General features: G+C 73.8%; 20 protein-coding genes. 8 read left to right on the top strand and 12 right to left on the bottom strand.

Features of this window, described 5'->3' with window-relative positions; genetic code table 11:
• Window positions 1-26 precede the first annotated feature (26 nt).
• The 6 genes from ABZU69_RS10685 to ABZU69_RS10660 all read right to left on the bottom strand — a co-directional run bounded on the left by ABZU69_RS10685 (window position 27) and on the right by ABZU69_RS10660 (window position 3,958).
• Window positions 27-299: a DUF4235 domain-containing protein gene (locus tag ABZU69_RS10685; RefSeq protein ID WP_089016691.1), complete on the bottom strand. Its 273-nt coding sequence runs from the start codon at window positions 297-299 to the stop codon at window positions 27-29.
• Window positions 296-670: a DUF3618 domain-containing protein gene (locus tag ABZU69_RS10680; protein WP_354964142.1), complete on the bottom strand. Its 375-nt coding sequence runs from the start codon at window positions 668-670 to the stop codon at window positions 296-298. The genes ABZU69_RS10685 and ABZU69_RS10680 overlap by 4 nt, the downstream gene beginning before the upstream one ends.
• Window positions 667-1,101, bottom strand: coding sequence for a phage holin family protein (locus tag ABZU69_RS10675; protein ID WP_354964141.1), 435 nt, complete (start codon window positions 1,099-1,101; stop codon window positions 667-669). The genes ABZU69_RS10680 and ABZU69_RS10675 overlap by 4 nt, the downstream gene beginning before the upstream one ends.
• A 340-nt stretch (window positions 1,102-1,441) precedes the next feature.
• Window positions 1,442-2,629 (bottom strand): mechanosensitive ion channel domain-containing protein, encoded by a 1,188-nt coding sequence (locus ABZU69_RS10670; protein ID WP_354964140.1) that lies wholly within the window; start codon window positions 2,627-2,629, stop codon window positions 1,442-1,444.
• 83 nt (window positions 2,630-2,712) lie between these two features.
• Entirely contained in the window at window positions 2,713-3,534 is an 822-nt protein-coding gene (locus ABZU69_RS10665; protein ID WP_354964139.1) for a DUF1206 domain-containing protein, read from the bottom strand.
• Between the two features lie 58 nt (window positions 3,535-3,592).
• Complete coding sequence (locus tag ABZU69_RS10660) at window positions 3,593-3,958, bottom strand: hypothetical protein (RefSeq protein ID WP_354964138.1); 366 nt, start codon at window positions 3,956-3,958, stop codon at window positions 3,593-3,595.
• Between the two features lie 113 nt (window positions 3,959-4,071).
• Between ABZU69_RS10660 and ABZU69_RS10655 the strand changes: the two genes are divergently transcribed.
• Together ABZU69_RS10655 and ABZU69_RS10650 are read left to right on the top strand one after the other, a co-directional pair.
• Window positions 4,072-5,298, top strand: a complete 1,227-nt coding sequence (locus ABZU69_RS10655) for a cysteine desulfurase-like protein (RefSeq protein WP_354964137.1) — start codon at window positions 4,072-4,074, stop codon at window positions 5,296-5,298.
• Entirely contained in the window at window positions 5,295-5,582 is a 288-nt protein-coding gene (locus tag ABZU69_RS10650) for a GNAT family N-acetyltransferase (RefSeq protein ID WP_354964136.1), read from the top strand. The genes ABZU69_RS10655 and ABZU69_RS10650 overlap by 4 nt, the downstream gene beginning before the upstream one ends.
• On the opposite strand, the gene ABZU69_RS10645 is transcribed toward ABZU69_RS10650, so the two are convergent.
• Complete coding sequence (locus ABZU69_RS10645) at window positions 5,579-7,075, bottom strand: glycoside hydrolase family 3 protein (protein ID WP_354964135.1); 1,497 nt, start codon at window positions 7,073-7,075, stop codon at window positions 5,579-5,581. The genes ABZU69_RS10650 and ABZU69_RS10645 overlap by 4 nt on opposite strands.
• A gap of 216 nt (window positions 7,076-7,291) precedes the next feature.
• Here ABZU69_RS10645 and ABZU69_RS10640 point away from each other — a divergent pair, with 216 nt between their 5' ends.
• The 4 genes from ABZU69_RS10640 (at window position 7,292) to ABZU69_RS10625 (ending at window position 10,740) form a co-directional block, all read left to right on the top strand.
• Window positions 7,292-7,417: a hypothetical protein gene (locus ABZU69_RS10640; RefSeq protein ID WP_255421242.1), complete on the top strand. Its 126-nt coding sequence runs from the start codon at window positions 7,292-7,294 to the stop codon at window positions 7,415-7,417.
• A gap of 93 nt (window positions 7,418-7,510) precedes the next feature.
• Window positions 7,511-8,461, top strand: coding sequence for a TIGR03557 family F420-dependent LLM class oxidoreductase (locus tag ABZU69_RS10635; RefSeq protein WP_354964134.1), 951 nt, complete (start codon window positions 7,511-7,513; stop codon window positions 8,459-8,461).
• Window positions 8,462-8,537: 76 nt separating this feature from the next.
• Window positions 8,538-10,169: an ATP-dependent DNA helicase RecQ gene (locus ABZU69_RS10630; protein WP_354964133.1), complete on the top strand. Its 1,632-nt coding sequence runs from the start codon at window positions 8,538-8,540 to the stop codon at window positions 10,167-10,169.
• A gap of 67 nt (window positions 10,170-10,236) precedes the next feature.
• Window positions 10,237-10,740 carry a hypothetical protein gene (locus ABZU69_RS10625; RefSeq protein WP_354964132.1) on the top strand — a complete coding sequence of 168 codons (504 nt, stop codon included), beginning with the start codon at window positions 10,237-10,239 and terminating at the stop codon, window positions 10,738-10,740.
• On the opposite strand, the gene ABZU69_RS10620 is transcribed toward ABZU69_RS10625, so the two are convergent.
• Window positions 10,730-12,319, bottom strand: coding sequence for an MFS transporter (locus tag ABZU69_RS10620; RefSeq protein WP_354964131.1), 1,590 nt, complete (start codon window positions 12,317-12,319; stop codon window positions 10,730-10,732). The two genes, ABZU69_RS10625 and ABZU69_RS10620, sit on opposite strands and share 11 nt — an antisense overlap.
• A gap of 82 nt (window positions 12,320-12,401) precedes the next feature.
• Between ABZU69_RS10620 and ABZU69_RS10615 the strand changes: the two genes are divergently transcribed.
• Together ABZU69_RS10615 and ABZU69_RS10610 are read left to right on the top strand one after the other, a co-directional pair.
• Window positions 12,402-13,163: a TetR/AcrR family transcriptional regulator gene (locus ABZU69_RS10615; RefSeq protein WP_354964130.1), complete on the top strand. Its 762-nt coding sequence runs from the start codon at window positions 12,402-12,404 to the stop codon at window positions 13,161-13,163.
• Between the two features lie 10 nt (window positions 13,164-13,173).
• Window positions 13,174-14,208, top strand: a complete 1,035-nt coding sequence (locus tag ABZU69_RS10610) for a helix-turn-helix domain-containing protein (RefSeq protein WP_354964129.1) — start codon at window positions 13,174-13,176, stop codon at window positions 14,206-14,208.
• Between the two features lie 172 nt (window positions 14,209-14,380).
• Here ABZU69_RS10610 and ABZU69_RS10605 read toward each other — a convergent pair whose 3' ends face one another.
• From ABZU69_RS10605 to ABZU69_RS10590, 4 genes are read right to left on the bottom strand one after another with little or no spacing between them, the layout of a single operon-like run.
• Complete coding sequence (locus ABZU69_RS10605) at window positions 14,381-15,364, bottom strand: DNA topoisomerase IB (RefSeq protein ID WP_354964128.1); 984 nt, start codon at window positions 15,362-15,364, stop codon at window positions 14,381-14,383.
• Window positions 15,348-16,301, bottom strand: a complete 954-nt coding sequence (locus ABZU69_RS10600) for a glycosyltransferase family 9 protein (protein ID WP_354964127.1) — start codon at window positions 16,299-16,301, stop codon at window positions 15,348-15,350. Before ABZU69_RS10600 ends, ABZU69_RS10605 begins: the two co-directional genes overlap by 17 nt.
• Window positions 16,298-16,999 (bottom strand): SDR family oxidoreductase, encoded by a 702-nt coding sequence (locus ABZU69_RS10595; protein WP_354964126.1) that lies wholly within the window; start codon window positions 16,997-16,999, stop codon window positions 16,298-16,300. Before ABZU69_RS10595 ends, ABZU69_RS10600 begins: the two co-directional genes overlap by 4 nt.
• Window positions 16,996-18,504 carry a PfkB family carbohydrate kinase gene (locus ABZU69_RS10590; protein ID WP_354964125.1) on the bottom strand — a complete coding sequence of 503 codons (1,509 nt, stop codon included), beginning with the start codon at window positions 18,502-18,504 and terminating at the stop codon, window positions 16,996-16,998. The genes ABZU69_RS10595 and ABZU69_RS10590 overlap by 4 nt, the downstream gene beginning before the upstream one ends.
• Between the last annotated feature and the right edge of the window lie 2 nt (window positions 18,505-18,506).

Genomic DNA, 18,506 nt, shown 5'->3' with positions numbered 1-18,506 from the left:
GAAGGGGGCCGATGTCTCTGCGCTGGTCAGTCCGGCCAGTGGCCGGTCATCCGGCGGACGCCGACCGCGCCGCCCCGGTCCACGGCGGCCCGGACCACCGCGAAGATGGCCCCCTGCAACGCCGCGGCGGCCAGGATCTCGCCCCAGCCACGGTCCTCGTCGGTGGCGTTGGGCGCCTCGCCGTCGCCGGCGGTGACCTTCCAGACCTGCCGGAAGATCGCGCCGGCCACCGCACCGGCGGCGATACCCAGCAGCACGCCGGCCGGTCGGTACGCGACCCTGCTGATGCCCTTGCTCACCTACGCCTCCCCCGCACGATCATCAGTACCACCACGGTGGCCACCGCACCGGCGGCGATGGCCGCCCATGGCACCGGGTTGCGTCGAACCAGTTCGCCCTTCTCGTGGGCCTGCGCGCGCACCAGCCCGCCCTTCTCGTGCGCCTGTGCCCGCGCCGACTCCGCGCGGCGTACGGCCTGCCCGCGGACCCGCGCCACGGTCTGCGCCGCCTGCTCGCGCATCCGCTCCCGGGCCTGCCCGGCGGACTCCTTCAGTCGCGCCTTGACGTCCGCCCTGGCGGCCAGCGCCTCCATCGTCTCGCCCAACTCGACCCGGGTGCGGCGGATCTCCTCGCGGAGCGCCTCCGTGTCGCCCGTCCCGTTTCCCGTCATCCCCGCCCCCTGTCCTTCACCGCGGCGGCGACGGTGTCCATGTCAGCGCGGAGGCTGCGGACCGTGGCCGCCGGAACCGGCGGGACCGCACGGCTGACCTGCTTCTTGCCCACTAGGGCGAGGATGCCGGCCACCAGGAAGAGGGCCACCGCCACGATCAGCGCCGCAGCCCAGGCGGGCAGCACCAGGTCGAGCAGCAGGATCGCGGTGGCGACCAGGGCACCCAGCCCGAAGAAGGCGAGCGCCCCGCCGGCGCCGAACAGACCGATCCCGATGCCGGCGTGCTTGCCCTTCTGGGTCAACTCCGCCCGGGCCAGCGCCAGTTCGTCCCGCACCAGACGGGAGACCTGCTCGGCGGCCCGCTGCACCAATTCGGCGGTGGAGGGCTCGCTCCCGTTGTGGGATGTGCGGGCATTCGCCACGTCAGCCATGCTGTCCTCCTTTCCTCATCACCGCGCTGTATGCCCGGAGTCGGCGCTCGTCAATCCTAAAGCGCGCCTACCCGGTCGCTGTTCCTGTCGTCCGGTTGCGCGCCCGGCGCGGCGTCCGTCCGCCCCGATCACGGTAGAGACATCCGGCAGCAGGTCCCCCGCCTAAGCCCGGTCAAACCTCTCCCCGCCCCACCAACGCCCCGCCCGGCCCCCCGGACACGCCCGGGCCCCCACCCTCGCCCCGTCGAGCATGGAGTTAGCGGCACGACACGCCGTCATCGGCGTCGCTAACTTCATGATCAACCGGGAGAACCGCCGGGACCGGAGGCCCGGGGGGGGGTCAGGGGCGGGGGGAGGTGGTTTCTTCGGGGCCGATGAAGGCTTCGCTGCGGGCGTCGCCGTCATCGCTGCCGCCGAAGACGCGGGCGTCGTCGGGGACCTCGGTGCGGCGCGCCGGCCGGCGTGGCTGCACCCACTGCCAGGGCAGGTCGCTGCCGGCGACGCCCAGCTCGGTGCGCAACCGGGGCATCGCGGTGGGGCGGTTGTCCCGGATCCACGCCACCAGGTGCTCGCGGACCAGGCAGCGCAGGTCCCACAGGCTGCCGGCGTCGGCGGCGCTGACCAGCGCGCGCAGCCGGACCATCCCGCCGGTGGCGTCGGTCACCTGCAGCACGCAGACCCGGCCGTCCCACAGCTCGGTGCCCTCCACCAGGCGGCGCAGCTCCTCCCGCATGGTCTGCACCGGGACCGCCCAGTCCACGTCGAACTCGGCGGTGCCGAGCACCGCCGCCTCGGTCCGGGTCCAGTTCTGGAACGGCTTGCTGGTGAAGTACGAGGTGGGCAGGATCAGCCTCCGGTCGTCCCAGATCTGCACCACCACGTAGCTGAGGGTCAGCTCCTCGATCCGGCCCCACTCCCCCTCGACGACCACCACGTCGTCGAGCCGGACCGCGTCGCTGAAGGCGAGCTGGAGGCCGGCGAACACGTTGCCGAGCAGGCTCTGCGCGGCCAGCGCGGCGACCACACCGACCACGCCGGCGGAGGTCAGCACGCCGGCGCCGATGCCGCGCACACTCGGGAACGTCATCAGCATCACGCCGACGGCCAGGATCACGATCACCGCGATGGTCAACCGGCGCAGCATCACCACCTGGGTCCGTACCCGGCGGGCGTGCCGGTTGTCCGGCACGTCGACCCGGAACCGGGCCAGCGCGGTGTCCTCCACGACGACCAGCAGGGCGGCCACCAGCCAGGCCACGGTGGCGATGACGCCGAGGACGAGCAGGTGCAGCAGCAGCCGGCGCCAGCCCTCGCCGACCGCGTACCCGGTGCTGAACCGGGCGGCGAACTGCACCGCGAGCACCGTCGCGGCGACCTGGAACGGCCGGCGCGCGTGGTCGGTCAGCTCGGTCATCAGCAGCGACCGGCGGCCGAACCGCCGGGTGATCCGGTGGACGACCTCAACCAGGAACAGGGCGACCGCCGCCGCGGTGAGCGCGGCGACGGCCGTTTCGAGATAACTCCGCACGTGTTTGCTGCTCCCCTCCGGCCGGGCGGCGATCCTTCGGGCAGAAGCCCACCAGTGCCCGGCGTCTTCCGGAATCGACCAGGTCAGACCTTGCGGTACCGGGACTGGAGGAAGCAGTAGAGGCCGAAGGCGGCGATGCCCAGGGCGACCAGGCTCAGCAGGAGCGTGCCGTACGACTGGTCGCGCAGCGTGCGCAGCGCGGCGTCCAGCCCACGGGCCTTCTCCGGGTCGTAGTTCACCGCCGCCACGATGACGAGCAGACCGGCGATGCCGTACGCGACGCCCTTGGCGACGTACCCGGCGATGCCCAGCCGGCGGGCCAGCGTGCGGGTCTTCGGGCTTATCTCGCCCGTCTTCAGGTGCTTCTCGAACCGCTTGACCAGGCCGTAGATCACCAGACCCACGCCGATCGCGGCGAGCACCAGCCCGGCCAGGCCGACCAGCCAGCGGCCACCGCTGGAGGTCATCAGCTTGCCGGTCAACGCCTCCTGCTGGTCGGCGCTGTTCGACCCGGCGTCCTTGAAGACCTTGAACGCGGTCCAGGCGAAGTAGAGGTAGACGATGGTGCGGCCGGCCGAGGCGAGCCGTTCCATGACCCGCTCCCGGCCCCGCTCGGCGCGGTGGCCCACCGCCGCCTCCAGCGCCTGCCAGATCGCCATCGCGAGCAGGCCCACCGCGGTGGCGATGACCAGGAACTTGCCCAGCGGCTGCGCGGAGAGGGTCCGAAGGGCGCCGGACTGGTCGCCGTCGTCGGACGACGTCCCGAATGCGATCTGCAACGCCAGCCAGGCGAAGAGCAGGTGCACGATGCCGTAGCCGATGAAACCGGCCCGGGCGAGGAGTTCCAGCCACCGGCTGTCCGCCGTGCGGGAGGCGGTGGCTTCGGCGTTACGGGTGAGTGACATGGCGCCACAATCTCCGATTGCGGAGATCCCCAAACGTCGGCCACCGCCGCCCGCCCGGTCAGTTGCCCGGGTTGCGCGAAACGCGAATCTTGACCTGTTGGTCGGTGACGCTGTCCAGGGTGACCGCGAAACCGCCGGCCTCGGTGGCCTGCTGCCCGGTGGTGAGCGTGAGCTGCTCGCCGGCGACCTCGACGGTCACCTGGTCGCCCTCTGCGCCGACCAGCTTGGCGTCGACGCCCAGGATGGAGGCGCTCGCGTCGACACCCCGCTCGAAGGTGACGGTGCAGGCGTCCAGCCCGCAGTCGGTGGAGGCGCCCTGCGAACTGCAGCCGGCGAGCACGGCGAGGCCGAGCGCCAGACCGGCGAACAGGCCGGCGGCGCGACGGACGGGGGGCAACGGAATGGTGGCGGGTCGGTTCGTCACCTCGCCAAGAGTACGAGACGCCCGCGAGAACGGCGCCGGTTGGTGATCATCGGGGACGGCGGCCCTCATGGGGGCGGGCGGGACCGGCCCGGGCACCGGCTAGGGTCCGGAACATGCCGTTCGACATCGCCCGCACCCGGGCCGCCTACCCCGCCCTGACCGAGGGCTTCGTCCACTTCGACGGGGCCGGGGGCACCCAGACCGCGGAAGGTGTGATCGACGCGGTCGCCGACGCCATGCGCAGCGCGGTCGGCAACCGCAGCGCCGCCTTCGTGCCGGGTCGCCGGTCGCTGGAGCTGGTGGCCGCCGCCCGCTCGGCGGTGGCCGACCTGCTCGACGCCGACCCGGCCGGGGTGGTGCTGGGCCCGAGCGCCACCGCGCTGACGTACACCCTGGCGCGCACGCTCGGCGCGGGCTGGCGTCCCGGCGACGAGGTGGTGGTCTCCCGGCTCGACCACGACGCCAACGTGCGGCCGTGGGTGCAGGCCGCCGAGGCGGCCGGCGCGACGGTGCGGTGGGCCGAGGTCGACCGGCGCACCGGCGAGCTGCCCGCCAGCCAGTACGCCGAGCTGGTCGGCGAGCGCACCCGACTGGTCGCGGTGACCGCCGGCAGCAACGCCATCGGCACCGTTCCGGACGTTCCGGCGATCGCGAAGACGGCGCACGCCGTCGGCGCGCTGGTCTGCGTCGACGGGGTGCACTCGGTGCCGCACGGGCCGACCGACCTGGCCTCGCTCGGCGCCGACGTACTGGTCACGAGCGCCTACAAATGGTCCGGCCCGCACCTGGCGGCGATGGTCGCCGACCCGGCTCGGTGGGCGGCGCTGCGCCCGGCGAAGCTGGTGCCGTCCTCCGACGTGGTGCCGGACCGGTTCGAGTACGGCACTCCCAGCTTCCCGTTACTGGCCGGCGTGGCCGCCGCGGTGGACCACCTGGCCGGGCTGGACCCGGACGCGGTGGGCGACCGGCGGGCCCGGCTGCGGGCCGGGCTGGCTGCCGCCCAGGCGCACGAGGAGGCGCTGCTGGACCGGCTGCTCGCCGGGCTGGCCGAGCGGCCCGCGATCACCGTCTACGGCTCGCCGGCCCGGCGCTGCCCGACGGTCTCCTTCCGGGTCGCGGGGATGTCGCCGGTGGCCACCCAGGAGGCGCTGGGCGCCGCCGGGTTCTGCCTCTCCGCCGGGGACTACTACGCCTACGAGTACTTCCAGATGATGGGGCTGCGCGACAGCGGCGGCGCGGTCCGGGCCAGCATCTACCACTACAACACGGCGGACGAGGTGGACCGGTTGCTCGCCGAACTGGATGTGCTGGTCGACGCTGCGGGGAGAATGGGCCGGTGAGCAACCTGGTCGAGGACAACCCCGCCAAGCACCGTTTCGAGATCCTGGTCGACGACGCGTTGGCCGGCTTCACCGCGTACCTGGTCCGTGGCGGGGTGCTGGTCTTCACCCACACCGAGGTGGACCCGCGCTTTCAGAACATGGGCGTGGGCGGGGCGTTGATCCGGGGCACCCTGGACCAGGTCCGGGCCCGGGGCGCCAGGGTGGTGCCGCGGTGCCCGTTCATGGCCGCGTACATCGACAAGCACCCCGAGTACGCCGACCTGGTCGCTGAGCCCTCCTAGGGCCTGACCGAACCGGCGCCGGTCAGCACCTCGGCCGCGGCCTGTCCGCTGGCCCGGGTGGCGCCGTGGGTGGCCAGGTGCACTGCGCCGGTGACCAGCTTGGGCACACCCAGCTCGACCACGACCGCGTCCGGACGGGCGGCCAGCGCCCGCTGCACCGCCGCGCGCATCCAGTCGTGCCGGTGCAGGTCGCGGACCACCAGCACCAGGGGACGCCCGTCCGCACCGGCGCCCGGATCACCCGGCACGTCCGGTTCGGCGTAGCGGACCGTGCTCGTGCCGGGCAGCAGCTCGGCCAGTGGCGCACCGATCCCCCAGGGCGTCTCCGCGCCGATGGCGATGTTGCGTGGCGGCTCGAACTCGACCACGTGCGCCGCGCGGGTCAGCGGCAGCGCGACGGCGTGCTCCGCGGTGACCCGGATGGCGCGGCGTGCGGCGACCAGCCCGACGTCGGTGGCGTCGCGCGCCGCGGCCGACCGGGCGGTGCGGGCGGCCACGGTCCAGGCGGCGAGCTGACCGACCCGCTTGGCCGCCTCGGCGAGACGCTCCTCGGGCAGCTCGCCGGAGACGACCGCGGCCACGATGGCGTCGCGCAGCTCCCGGGCCGCCTGCTCGTCGGCCCGTTCGCCGCCGATGCAGATCGCGTCGGCCCCGGCGGCGAGCGCGCGGACCGTCGCGCCGGCGAAGCCGTACCGGTCGGCGACGGCGCGCATCTCCACCGCGTCGGTCACCACCACGCCGGAGAAGCCCAGCTCGTCGCGGAGCAGGCCGCCCAGGATGCGCTGGCTCAGTGTGGCCGGCAGCTGCGGGTCGAGCGCGGGCACCAGCAGGTGGCCGGTCATCACGGCCTGCACCCCGGCCGTCACGGCGGCCCGGAACGGGGCCAGCTCGCAGGCGTCCAGCCGGTCCCGGTCGGCGGTGATCCGGGGCAGGTCGTGATGTGAGTCGACGCGGGTGTCGCCGTGCCCGGGGAAGTGCTTGGCGCACGCGGCGACCCCGCCGGCCTGGAGCCCACGGACCCAGGCGGCGGTGTGCCGCGCGACCAGAGTCGGGTCGGCCCCGAACGAGCGGACGCCGATCACCGGGTTGGCCGGGTTGGAGTTGACGTCGGCGTCCGGGGCGTAGTTGAGGGTGATCCCGGCGGCCGCCAGCTCCACGCCGAGGTCCCGGGCGACCGCCTCGGTCAGCTCCGGGTCGTCGACCGCGCCGAGGGCGAAGTTGCCGGGCCGGGAGCTGCCGTGGACCGACTCGATCCGGGTGACGTCGCCGGCTTCCTCGTCGATCGCCACGATGACGTCGGGCCGCTCGGCGCGCAGGGTCGCGGTGAGCGCCGCCACCTGGGCGGAGTCGACGACGTTGCGGGCGAAGAGCACCACCGAGCCGAGCCCCTCGCCGAGCCAGCGGCACACCCACGGTGGCGGGGTGGTGCCGACGAACCCGGGTTGCAGGACGGCCGCGGCCAACGCCGGGAGATGCCCGGTGGGCGCGGTCACGCCGCCCCCTCGTGGCGGTCGGCGTCGGCCGCCGGTGCCGGCGCGTCCGCGCCGACCCGCTGGTTGCGCTCGCTCATGCGGCCCCCGTACCCCATCTCTCGCGCGCCGTCGGCGCACCGCCACCGGCAGGCGGTGCTGCCATGGTCACACCGGGCGATTCAATAGTCAATAAACCTTACAGTTGCCGGACGGCACGGTCCCGGGGAGAGTTCGGGGATGGATCCCGCCCTGCTGGCCGACGCGACGAGCCCGGCCGACATCCCCGGCGTACGCCTGCTCGGCCTGGTGGTCGGCGCTCTGCTGCTGCTCGCCGCGATCCGGGCGATGTTCGGCCGGCGCTGAGCGACCACCCGGTCGAGCACCTGGCCCGCGTGTGGCCGACCGTCACCGGGGTACGGCTTCCCCGTCACCGGGTACGCGTGCCGAGGGGGAATGATGAAGATCGGTTACATTCTGTCCAGTGAGGAGTTCACGCCGGCTGAGCTCCTGGAACAGGCGCGCGGCGCCGAGCAGGCTGGCTTCGAGGCGCTGTGGATCTCCGACCACTACCACCCGTGGACGGACGCGCAGGGGCAGAGCCCGTTCGTCTGGTCGATGATCGGCGCGCTCAGCCAGGTCTGTTCGCTGCCGGTGACCACCGCGGTGACCTGCCCGACCGTGCGAATCCACCCGGCCGTGATCGCCCAGGCGGCGGCGACCAGCGCGGTGCTGCACGGCGGCCGGTTCGTGCTCGGCGTCGGAAGCGGCGAGGCGCTCAACGAGCACATCTTCGGCGATGCCTGGCCGCAGACCGACGTCCGGCTGGAGATGCTGGAGGAGGCCGTCGAGGTGCTGCGGAAACTGTGGACGGGTGACTTCGTCAACCATCACGGGAAGCACTACACCGTCGAGCACGCCCGCATCTACACGCTGCCCGACACTCCCCCGCCGATCTACGTCTCCGGCTTCGGCCCGAAGGCCATCGACCTGGCCGCACGCATCGGCGACGGCTACGTGAGCACCAGGCCGGACGCCGAGATGGTCCGGCGCTTCCGGGAGAACGGCGGCGGCGACAAGCCGTGCCAGGCCGGCTTCAAGGCGGCGTACGCGGCCAGCGAGGACGAGGGCATGCGGATCGCGTACGAGCGCTGGCCCAACGCCGGGGTGCCCGGTGAGCTGTCCCAGGTGCTCCCGTCGCCGCGCCACTTCGAGCAGGTCGCCGAGTTGGTCAGGCCGGAGATGATGAAGGAGGCGTTCGTCTGCGGCAACAGCGCCGACGCGCACCTGGAGATGATCGACAGGTTCGCCAAGGCCGGCTTCGACGAGGTGTACCTGGCCAACGTCGGTCCGCACCACCAGGGTCTGTTCGACCTCTACCAGCGCGAGGTCCTGCCCCGCCTACGCTGAGCCCGGGCGGCGGTTGACGACCGCCACGGCCGGAGACGGTTTCGGCGGTGATCGGGTCGGGTACCTCCGGCCCTCGATGAAACTGTCCACGCACTCGATGACGTTGCGCCGCGCGGCGCGGAGCCTCTTTGGCTGGACCGCGCTGCGGCCCAACCAACTGGCCGCCATGCGCGCGGTGATGAAGCGACGTGACGCCCTGGTGGTGCTGCCCACCGGCGCGGGCAAGTCGGCCATCTACCAGATCCCGGCCAGCCTGATCCCCGGCCCCACCGTGGTGATCTCGCCGCTGCTGGCCCTTCAGCAGGACCAGATCGCGGCCCTCAACGAGCGCCAGCGCCCGGAGCTGCGGGCCGTGCGGATCAGCTCGAACGAGTCGGCCGCCCAGCAGGCCGAGGCGATCACCGAGATACGCGAGGGCCGGGCGGAGTTCCTGTTCATCACCCCGGAGCAGCTGAGCAACCCCGACCGGATGGCCGAGGTCGCCTCGCTCAGGCCGGCACTGGTGGCGATCGACGAGGCGCACTGCATCTCGGCCTGGGGGCACGACTTCCGTCCCGACTACCTGGCGCTCGGGCACCTGATCGAGGGCATCGGCCGGCCGCCGGTGGTCGCGCTGACCGCCACCGCGTCACCACCGGTACGCGACGACATCATCGCCCGGCTGCGGCTGCGGAAGCCCGAGGTGGTGGTCTCCGGGCTGGACCGGCCCAACCTGTTCCTGGAGGTGGCGCACTGTCCCACCGAGGACTACCGGTGGCGCCGCCTGGTGGCGCTGCTGCGCGACGACGAGCGACCGGGGATCATCTACGTGCCGACCCGCCGCTCCGCGGAGGAGCTGGCCACCCGGTTGACCGGCGCCGGTTTCCCGGCGCAGTGCTACCACGGCGGGATGTCGGCCGGTGCCCGCGCCGAGCTGCACGAGGCGTTCCTCGCCGACCAGGTGCCGATCATGGTGGCCACGTCGGCGTTCGGGATGGGCATCGACAAGCCGAACATCGCCTGGGTGGTGCACATGGCGCTGCCCGACTCGCCGGACAGCTACTTCCAGGAGATCGGCCGGGCCGGCCGCGACGGGCAGCCGGCCCGGGTCCTGCTGCTCTGGCGGGCCGAGGACGTGGGCCTGCAACGGTTCTTCAGTGGTGGCCTGCCGGACGAGAACGAGCTGCGCGACCTCGCGGCGCTGCTGCGTCGCAAGCCGGCCACCAAGACCGAGCTACGCGAGGCCACCGGTCTCGGGCCACGCAAGCTGGGCCAGTACCTCTCCCTTCTGGAGCAGGTCGGGGCCGCCGAGCCGCGCGCCCGGCAGCGCATCGCCGCCCCCCGCTACGCCCCCACCCCGGTGGACGCCGCCGCGGCCGCGCTGGCCGAGGCGGAGCGGCAGCAGACGGTGACCCGGTCACGGACCGACATGATGCGGGCCTTCGCCGAGACCACCGCCTGCCGGGGGCAGACCCTGCTGGCCTACTTCGGCGAGCAGATGACCGAGATCTGCGGGCACTGCGACAACTGTCATGCCGGCACCAGCGTCGCCGACGACGGCGCGGTCGGGCCGTTCCCCGTGCACAGCCAGGTACGTCACCCGGAGTGGGGGCAGGGCCTGGTGCTCGGCTACGAGGAGGACAAGATGACGGTTCTCTTCGACGAGGTGGGGTACAAGACGCTGTCCGTGCGCGTGGTGTCCGAACAGGGCCTGCTGACGCTGGACTAGCCTGAGCCGGGCGCCAGCGCAGGGCCCACCGATTGACCGAGCAGAGCAGGGCGGAAGGGGCGTTGCCGTGATCGAGCAGCCGGCGTACACCGGTTTCGGTTTCTCCGACGAGGAGTGGGGGCTGCTGGTCGGCCTGCCGCAGTCGGTGCTGACCGCCGCGAGCGCCGCCGAGTCCGACGGCACCCGCCGGACCATGGCGGAGAACGCGGCCGGGTTGGAGACCATCTCGGCGGGCCGGGAGTCGGCCAGCCCGCTGGTCGCCGCCGTGGCCGGCGAGATCGTGACCCGGGTCGGCGACCCGGAGACCGGCGAGGAGCTGCCGGTCATCGCGCCCGCCGACCCCCGGGCGATGATCGACGACGTGCTGGTGCGGGCCGGCGAGGCCGCCGCGCTGCTGGCCGTCCGGGTCGACGAGGGTGCCGCTGGCGCGTACAAGCACTGGCTGGTGGACATCGCCGAGCAGGTGGTCGGCGCCGCCTCCAGCGGTGGGCTGCTCGGGCTGGGCGGCGAGCCGGTCAGCGACTCCGAGCGGCGTTTCCGCGACCGGCTCGCGCACGTGCTCAACGACTGACCGACGACATCGGCGTACCGGCCGGACCGGTCGGCTCGGCGGCCACCGCCGCGGGGTCGGCCGGCCGGACGCCGCGCAGCGCGGCCAGCGCGGTCACCGCGCCCAGCAGCATCGCCACCGTGGCGGCGATCGCGGCGAGGTGCAGCCCGTCGGCGAACGCGAGTCGGGCGGCGTGCAGCACGGCGTCGCCCAGATCGGCCGGCAGCCCCTCGGCCACCGCCAGCGCACCGCCCAACGTCTCATGGGCCGCGTCGCGGGCGTCGGCCGGCAGGCCGGCGGGCAGGCCGTCGAGGACCTCCCGGCGGTAGACCGCCGCGCCGACGCTGCCCAGGATCGCCATCCCCAGCGCGCCGCCCAGCTCACTGCTGGACTCGGTCAGCGCCGAGGCGACACCGGCCTGCTCGGGCGGCGCCGCACCGAGGACCAGCTCGGTGACCAGCGACATCACCATCACCAACCCGGCCGCGTAGATGCTGGCGCCGAGCAGCAGCAGCCAGAGCGGCGACTCGGGCGTGACCCGCGTCAGCACCAGGAAGCCGAGCACGGCGATCCCGAAACCGGTGCCGATCAGGTACGACCGATCGATGCGCTGGGCGAGCGCGGCGGCGGCCGGAGCGATCCCGCCGACCGCCAGGGACGGCACCAGGCTCCACAGTGCCGCCCGCAGCGGGCTCAGGCCGAGCACCAACTGGAGGTGCTGGGTGGTGAAGATGGCGAAGCCGACCAGGGCGAACATCGCCAGCAGGTTGACCGCGAGGGACCCCGCGAAGCCGCGGCGGCGAAACAGCGCCAGGTCGATCATCGGGTACGCCCGGGTCCGCTGCCGGTGCAGGAACAGCGCCCCGACGAGCAGGCCGGCGACGATGGCCGACACCCGTGCGGGGCTGACGCCGTCGCGGGCCATCTCCTTGATGCCGTAGATCACCGGCAGCAGCGCGCCGAGCGACAACAGCGCGCTGACCAGGTCGAACCGGCCGGCGCCGGGGTTGCGGAACTCGGGCACCAGGATCGGGGCGAGCAGGAGCAGCAGCACCATCGCGGGAATGTTGATCAGGAAGATCGAGCCCCACCAGAAGTGCTCCAGCAGGACGCCGCTGAGCACCGGACCGATCGCGATGCCACCGGTGAGCGTGGCGGTCCAGATGCCGATCGCGGTGCCGCGCTGCTTGGCGTCGTGGAACATGTTGCGGACCAGGGCGAGCGTGGAGGGCATCAGGGTGGCCCCGCCGACGCCGAGCACGGCGCGGGCGGCGATCAGCGTCCCGGCGCTGTCGGCGTACGCGGCCAGCAGGGACGCCGCGCCGAACGCGGCCGCGCCGAACAGCAGCAGCCGACGCCGGCCGATCCGGTCACCCAGGGCGCCCATGGTGATCAGCAGTCCGGCCAGCACGAAGCCGTAGATGTCGAAGATCCAGAGCTGCTGGGTGCCGGTGGGGCGCAGTTCCTCGCTGATGAACGGGACGGCGAAGTAGAGCACCGACACGTCCATCGAGACCAGGAGCAGCGGCAGCATCAGCACCGTGAACCCGATCCACTCCCGTCGGCCCGCTCGGGGGGCCGGTGCGGTCGTCGTCGTCATGGGAGAACTCCTTCTGCGTATGGCGTACGCTCTTATGCGTAGACCATACGCAGAACTAGGATGACGGGGCAAGGAGGAAAATGTGGCGGCGAGGACAGACGACAACGGCCCGGCGATCCCGCCGGCCATCGAGAGCGCCTGGGGGTTGCGTGAGCGGCCACCCAAGGGGCCCCGGCCGGGGCTGACCGTGAGCGGCATCGTGGACGCCGCCGTGCGGGTGGCCGACGCCGACGGGCTCGCGGCCGTCTCGATGAGCCGGGTGGCCAAGGAGTTGGGCGCCGCCACCATGGCCCTCTACCGGCACATCGGCTCCAAGGACGAACTGCTGATGCTCATGGTCGACACCGGGTACGGCCCACCGCCCGGTCCCGCCGCACCGGACGCCGACTGGCGCGCCGGCCTCACCCGCTGGGCCTGGGCCGAGCACGACGTGCTGCGGCGGCGGCCCTGGCTGCTGCACGTGCCGATCACCGGCCCGCCGATCACCCCCCAGACGCTCGGCTGGCTGGAGGACGGGCTGCGCTGCCTCGACGGCACCGCGCTGGCCGAGAGCGAGCAGATGTCGGCAATGCTGCTGATCACCGGGTACGTCCGCAACGAGGCCACCCTCACCACGCAGATCGCCGAGGGCAGCCGGGCCGCCGGCATGAAGCCGGGCGAGATGATGCCGGCGTACGGCCGGATGCTCAGCCGGCTCATCGACCCTGCCCGCTTCCCGGCGCTGCACCGGGTGCTGACCTCCGGAGTGCTGGGCCAGGACGACGACCCGGATGAGGAGTTCACCTTCGGCCTCGACCGGATCCTCGACGGCATTGAGGCCCTGATCCGGCGGCGAGCGGTCTGAGGAGCACCGGATGCTGCACCGGGACACCGTCGACACCACCGTGCTGCCGCCGGGTGAACGGTTCGGGATGTGGCTGGACCTCGTGGCACGCACCTCGGCGCCGATGCGGATCCAGTCCGCGCACGCCGACGATTTCGCCGCCCGGGCCGACTTTATCGATCTCGGCCCGATCCAGCTGATCAATTACCGCTATCCGTCGCTGGACGCCACCCGGACCCGCAAGCTCGTCCGCCAGTCGGATCCGGAGCTCTACATGCTCGCCCTTACGACCGGCGGTGTCGGCACGTCCAGCCAGGACGGTCGCCGCAGCGAGATTCTGGCCGGGGAGTTCACCTTCTACGACGCCTCCCGCCCGCATGACGTCGGCCACCACGCCATCGAGCCCGAGCGGGACCAGGCCAGCTCAGTCATCGTGATGATCCCGCACGCGGCGCTGCCACTGCCGCCGCAGCGGATGGCCGGCCTCTACGGCGGCCGGATGTCCGGCAGCGAGGGCGTCGGCGCGTTGCTGGCGCGGTTCCTGCTCCAGGTCACCAGGCATCCCGAGCAGTACCATGGCGCCGACGCCAGCCGACTCGGCGCGGTCGGGCTGGACCTCGCCACCACCATGCTCGGCCGGCACCTGGTCGCCGAGGACGCGGTGCCGACCGAGGTCCGCTGCCGGGCGCTGGTCACCCAGGTGCAGGCGTACGTCCACCGCAACCTCGGCGACGCGACGCTCAGCCCGCAGACCGTCGCGGACGCCCACCACATCTCACTACGCTCGCTGCACCGGTTGTTCGAGGCCGAGGAGTCCACCGTCGCGTCCTACATCCGGGACCTGCGGCTGGCCCGGTGCCGGCGCGACCTGACCGACCCCACGCTGCGCACCCAACCCGTGCAGATGATCGCCGCCCGCTGGGGGTTCACCGACAAGGCGCACTTCAGCCGGGCGTTCCGGGCGGCGTACGGGATGAGCCCGCAGGCGTACCGGGAGGGCCACACGGATCCGGCGCGGATCGTCAACCGCCCGGCATCCATGGTCAACTCGTCCCGGGCAGACTGACGATCAACGCAGTCGACCCGCGGCCCGCCCAGGCGGCCGCGGCAGGTCGCCAACGGGGGCCGTGGCGAGGCGCCCGCCGCCAGACGCGGCGGGCGGCCGCCCGGTGCCCCCCCGACCGCGGACTGAAGCTCCGGTCCCGTCACTCTCCCCCCAGGACCGTCGGCGGGGCCGGTCAGGCCTTCTCCAGCAGCTCCAACACGACCCGTTCGGCCTCCTCGCGCGGCGCTTGCGGGTCCACCGGCGCCACCACCCCGTCGTGGTAGAGGTCCACCACCCGAGGGTCCACATAGGATGTGCGCGCCACGGTAGGTGTGTTGCCCAGCAGCTCGGCGACCTCGCGCATCACCGCGACCACCGCCTTGCGCCGGGCGGTCATCGAGCGCCCCGGGCCGGCGGTGGCCAACTCGGTCGCGGCGAGCACGGTGGCGTGCCAGGTGCGGAAGTCCTTGGCGGTCATCTCCCCGCCACTGGCGTCGCGCAGGTACCCGTTGACCTCGTCGCTGCGCACGTCCCGCCACTCCCGGCCGTCCCAGTAGCCGAACAGCCGGTCCGCCTGCCGACGCCGGCGGCGCAGGTCCGTCAGCACCTGGCACAGCTCCGGGTCCTCGATCCGGCGCACCTGCTCGATGCCGCCCTTCGCCGGGAACTCGAAGACCACGCAGCCGCCCCGGGACCGGGCGTGCTCGGGGCGCAGGGTGGACACCCCGAACGTCGGCTCGTCGCCGGCCGCGTACTGGTCGCTGCCGACCCGGAACATCCCCATGTCCAGCAAGCGGGCCACCGTGGCCAGCACCCGGTCCCGGCCCAGGCCCCGGCCGCCCAGGTCGTGCCCCACCCGCTCCCGCAGCACCGGCAGCCGCCGGGCCACCTCCAGCATGTGGTCGAACTTCGCCTCGTCCTGCTTCTCCCGCCACAGCGGGTGGTAGAGGTACTGCCTGCGCCCCGCCGCGTCGATGCCGATCGCCTGGATGTGGCCGTTCGGGTACGGCGAGATCCAGACGTCCTCCCACGCGGGCGGGATGACCAGCTCCCGCAGTCGGGCCAACTGGTCGGGATCCCGGACCGGAGCGCCGCCCGGATCGACGAAGTGCCAGCCCTTGCCGCGCCGTCGGCGCCCGTACCCCGGCCGGCCCGGATCACTACGCCGCAATCGCACCGGAGACCCGCACCACCCGTTCCACCTCGTCCACGGCGGCCAGCACCTCGTCTAGCCGCAGAGCCGCCAACGTCGGGTGGCTTCCTACCCCGCCCCACCGGCGCCAACCGCCCGCACCGGCCCAGAGCACCCGGTGCCGGGGCCGGTCCGGCGGCGGCCCCCAGTGGGCCGGCGGCACCGGCCCGAAGAGCACCACCGAGGCGGTGCCGTACCCGGTGGCCAGGTGCGCCACCCCGGTGTCCCCGCTGACCACCAACCGGGCGTTGGCGACCAGCGCGGCGAGCGCCCCGAGGTCGGTCCGGCCGGCCAGCACGGCGGTCGGCGGCAGGCCGGCCGCGTCGGCCACCCCGGCGGCCAGCGCGCGTTCGTCGGCCGAGCCGGTGAGCAGCACCCGGTGCCCCCGGTCGGTGAGCGCCCGGGCCAGCGCGGCGAACCGCTCGGCCGGCCAGCGCTTCGCGGGGATCTTGCCGCCGGGATGCAGCACGGTCGCCCCGGTGGGCAGCCGGGGCGCCTCGGGACGGCGCAGAGCGAGGTCGGTGCGGTCGGCCGGGATGTCGTACCACGACAGCAGCCCGCACCACCGGTCCACCTCGTGCTCGTCGGCGGCCCACGGCGGGCCGTCGACGAACCCGGCGTCGGTGTTGGCGAAGGCGAGCAGGCGTCCGGGGCGGGCGGCGGCGAGCAGCCGGTGCGACTGCGGGCCCCGCCCGTGCAGGTTGACCGCGACCTGCGGGGCCGGGCCGGGCCAGGCCGGGCCATCCAGCCCGGCGGTGTCCACCAGCCGGTCGACGCCGCCGACCAGGTCGACCAGCGGGGCCAGCCAGGCGGGCGCGGCGAGCGCCAGCTCCCGACCGGGGTACGCGACCCGCAGCGCCCGCAGCGCGGGCACCGCGGTGACCAGGTCGCCGACGCCGAGGGCGCGCAGGACGAGGATCACGGGTACGAGGTCTCCTGCTCGGCGCAGACCACCATCTCGCGTACGGCGCAGCCGGGCGGCTGGTTGAGCGCGTACATGATCGCCGCGGCGGTGTCGACGGGATCGTTGAGGATGGCGTCCGGCCCCGGCTTGTACTGCGGGTCACGCTCGTCGAAGAACGCGGTACGCATCCCGCCGGGGATGAGCAGGGTGACGCCGACCTGGCCGGCGAGTTCGGCGGCGAGGGCGCGGGTGAAGCCGACCACGCCGAACTTCGCCGCGCAGTACGCGGTGGCATCGCTGACCGCCTTGACGCCGAGGGTGGAGGCGACCGTGACGATGCGACCGCGGGAGGTCTGCAGGAACGGCAGGGCGGCCCGGATCACCGCGGCGGTGGCCAGCAGGTCGACCGCGACGATCCGGTCCCAGGTCTCCCCCGGAACGTCGGCGAGCCGGCCCGGCACGTCCATGCCAGCGGCGGTGACCACCGCGTCCAGGCCGCCGGCCTGCTCGGCGAGGTGTTGCGTGGCCACCTCGGCGGCCCGGGTGTCGGCCAGGTCGCACTCGGTCCAGGACACCCCGTCGACCGGCGGCTGCCGGTCCAGCACGAACGGCCGGCCACCGGAGGCGGTCACCGCGGCGACCACCGCCGCGCCGAGACCGCTGGAACCGCCGGTGACCAGGACGGCGGGCCCGGCACCGGGCGACGCGGCGCTCATCGGGTCCGCTCCCCGCCGGGCGTCACCGACGACGGCACGGCGATGCGGGCCCGCTCCGTCGGGTCGCCGGTCGCGCAGCACGCGCCGGTGGCGTGCCCTTGGCCGGAGCGGGCGATCATGTCGGTGGTGGACCGGCCGTCCAGGTACGGCACCACCACCGTGTGCCCGTCCCAGCGGCGCAGGACCTCCGCCTCGGGCAGCGCCGCGGCGTCCCCGCCACCGCTGGCGTAGTCCCCGCCCTTGACCCAGATGTCCGGACGCAGCCAGGACAGCGCCGCCTCCGGGGTCGACTCGTCGAAGATCATGACCGCGTCCACACAGCTCAGCGCGGCCAGCAGCCGTGCGCGGTCACCCTCGGACATCACCGGCCGGTCCGGCCCCTTCAACCCGGCGACGCTGGCGTCGGAGTTGAGGCAGACGATCAGGCAGTCGCCGAGCTGACGGGCGGCCTGCAGGGTGGCCACGTGCCCGGCGTGCAGCAGGTCGAAGCAGCCTCCGGTGGCCACCACCGTGCCGCCCGCCGCGCGTACGTCGGCGAGCAGCGTGGCGACCGCCGCCACGCCCACCCGGTCACCACCCAGGCCGACCACGCCGGTAGGCGCCGACTTCACAGGCGGTGGGAGGGCCGCGGCCACTCCCCCGCCCGCCACATACGCGGACGCGTCGGCGACCGCCGCCTGCACCGCCTCGGAGACCAGCGCGCCCTGGGCCAGCGCAAGGCTGGCGCTGGCCGCGAACCGGTCGCCGGCGCCGCAGGTGTCCCCCTCGGCGCTGCCCGGGGTCGGCACCACCAGCGGCGTCGACCCGGCGTGGCAGAGCAGCGCGCCGTCCCCGCCCAGCGTCACCGCGACGGCACCGGCCCGCCAGCGTCGGCGCAGACCCTGCGCGCCCCGGGAAGCGGTCGCCAGGCGGGACGCCCCGGGCAGCGTGGGGACCAGCTCGCGCACCTCCGACTCGTTCGGTGTGGCCAGATGCACGCCGGGCACCGCCGCCGGTCCACGCGGATGCGGGTCCCACACCACCGGGGCGCGGGTCGCGGCCAGCGCGGCGCGCAGCGCGGGCTGGCGGGCGACCCCCCGACCGTAGTCGCTGACCAGCACCGCCGACGCCGCACCGATCACCCGCAGCACCTCGTCGGAGGGCTGGCCCGGTTCGCCGGGTACGCCGCCGCGGTCGTGGCGCAGCAGCACCCGGCCGCGGGCCCGCAGCCGGACCTTCTCCGGCGTCGCGCCGGACAGGGTCAGCGGGTACACCTGCACACCGGCGGCGGCGAGCAACGCGCTCAGCCGGGCGCCGCCGGCGTCGTCGGCGAGCGCCGTCACCAGCACCACCTCCGCGCCCTGCGCGGCGGCGAAGACCGCCGCCAGGCCAGCGCCACCGGGCCGGTCAGCGGCCGCGGTCTCGTCGAGCACGGGCACCGGGGAGTCCGGACAGAGCCGGTTCACGACCCCTTCCACGTCCCGGTCGAGCAGGGTGTCCCCGACCACCACCACGAGTCCCCTCACGC

This window comes from Micromonospora sp. NPDC005206, assembly GCF_040608175.1.
Taxonomy (GTDB): domain Bacteria; phylum Actinomycetota; class Actinomycetes; order Mycobacteriales; family Micromonosporaceae; genus Micromonospora.
This window is presented reverse-complemented; position numbering and strand designations above follow the sequence as displayed.

Bases quoted from the DNA above. Each gene is read 5' to 3' on its own strand.
- ABZU69_RS10655 (WP_354964137.1), top strand. From the start codon at position 4,072: ATGCCGTTCGACATCGCCCGCACCCGGGCCGCCTACCCCGCCCTGACC.
- ABZU69_RS10635 (WP_354964134.1), top strand. From the start codon at position 7,511: ATGAAGATCGGTTACATTCTGTCCAGTGAGGAGTTCACGCCGGCTGAG.
- ABZU69_RS10620 (WP_354964131.1), bottom strand. From the start codon at position 12,319: ATGACGACGACGACCGCACCGGCCCCCCGAGCGGGCCGACGGGAGTGG.
- ABZU69_RS10665 (WP_354964139.1), bottom strand. From the start codon at position 3,534: ATGTCACTCACCCGTAACGCCGAAGCCACCGCCTCCCGCACGGCGGAC.
- ABZU69_RS10640 (WP_255421242.1), top strand. From the start codon at position 7,292: ATGGATCCCGCCCTGCTGGCCGACGCGACGAGCCCGGCCGACATCCCC.
- ABZU69_RS10675 (WP_354964141.1), bottom strand. From the start codon at position 1,101: ATGGCTGACGTGGCGAATGCCCGCACATCCCACAACGGGAGCGAGCCC.
- ABZU69_RS10630 (WP_354964133.1), top strand. From the start codon at position 8,538: ATGAAACTGTCCACGCACTCGATGACGTTGCGCCGCGCGGCGCGGAGC.
- ABZU69_RS10610 (WP_354964129.1), top strand. From the start codon at position 13,174: ATGCTGCACCGGGACACCGTCGACACCACCGTGCTGCCGCCGGGTGAA.
- ABZU69_RS10680 (WP_354964142.1), bottom strand. From the start codon at position 670: ATGACGGGAAACGGGACGGGCGACACGGAGGCGCTCCGCGAGGAGATC.
- ABZU69_RS10595 (WP_354964126.1), bottom strand. From the start codon at position 16,999: ATGAGCGCCGCGTCGCCCGGTGCCGGGCCCGCCGTCCTGGTCACCGGC.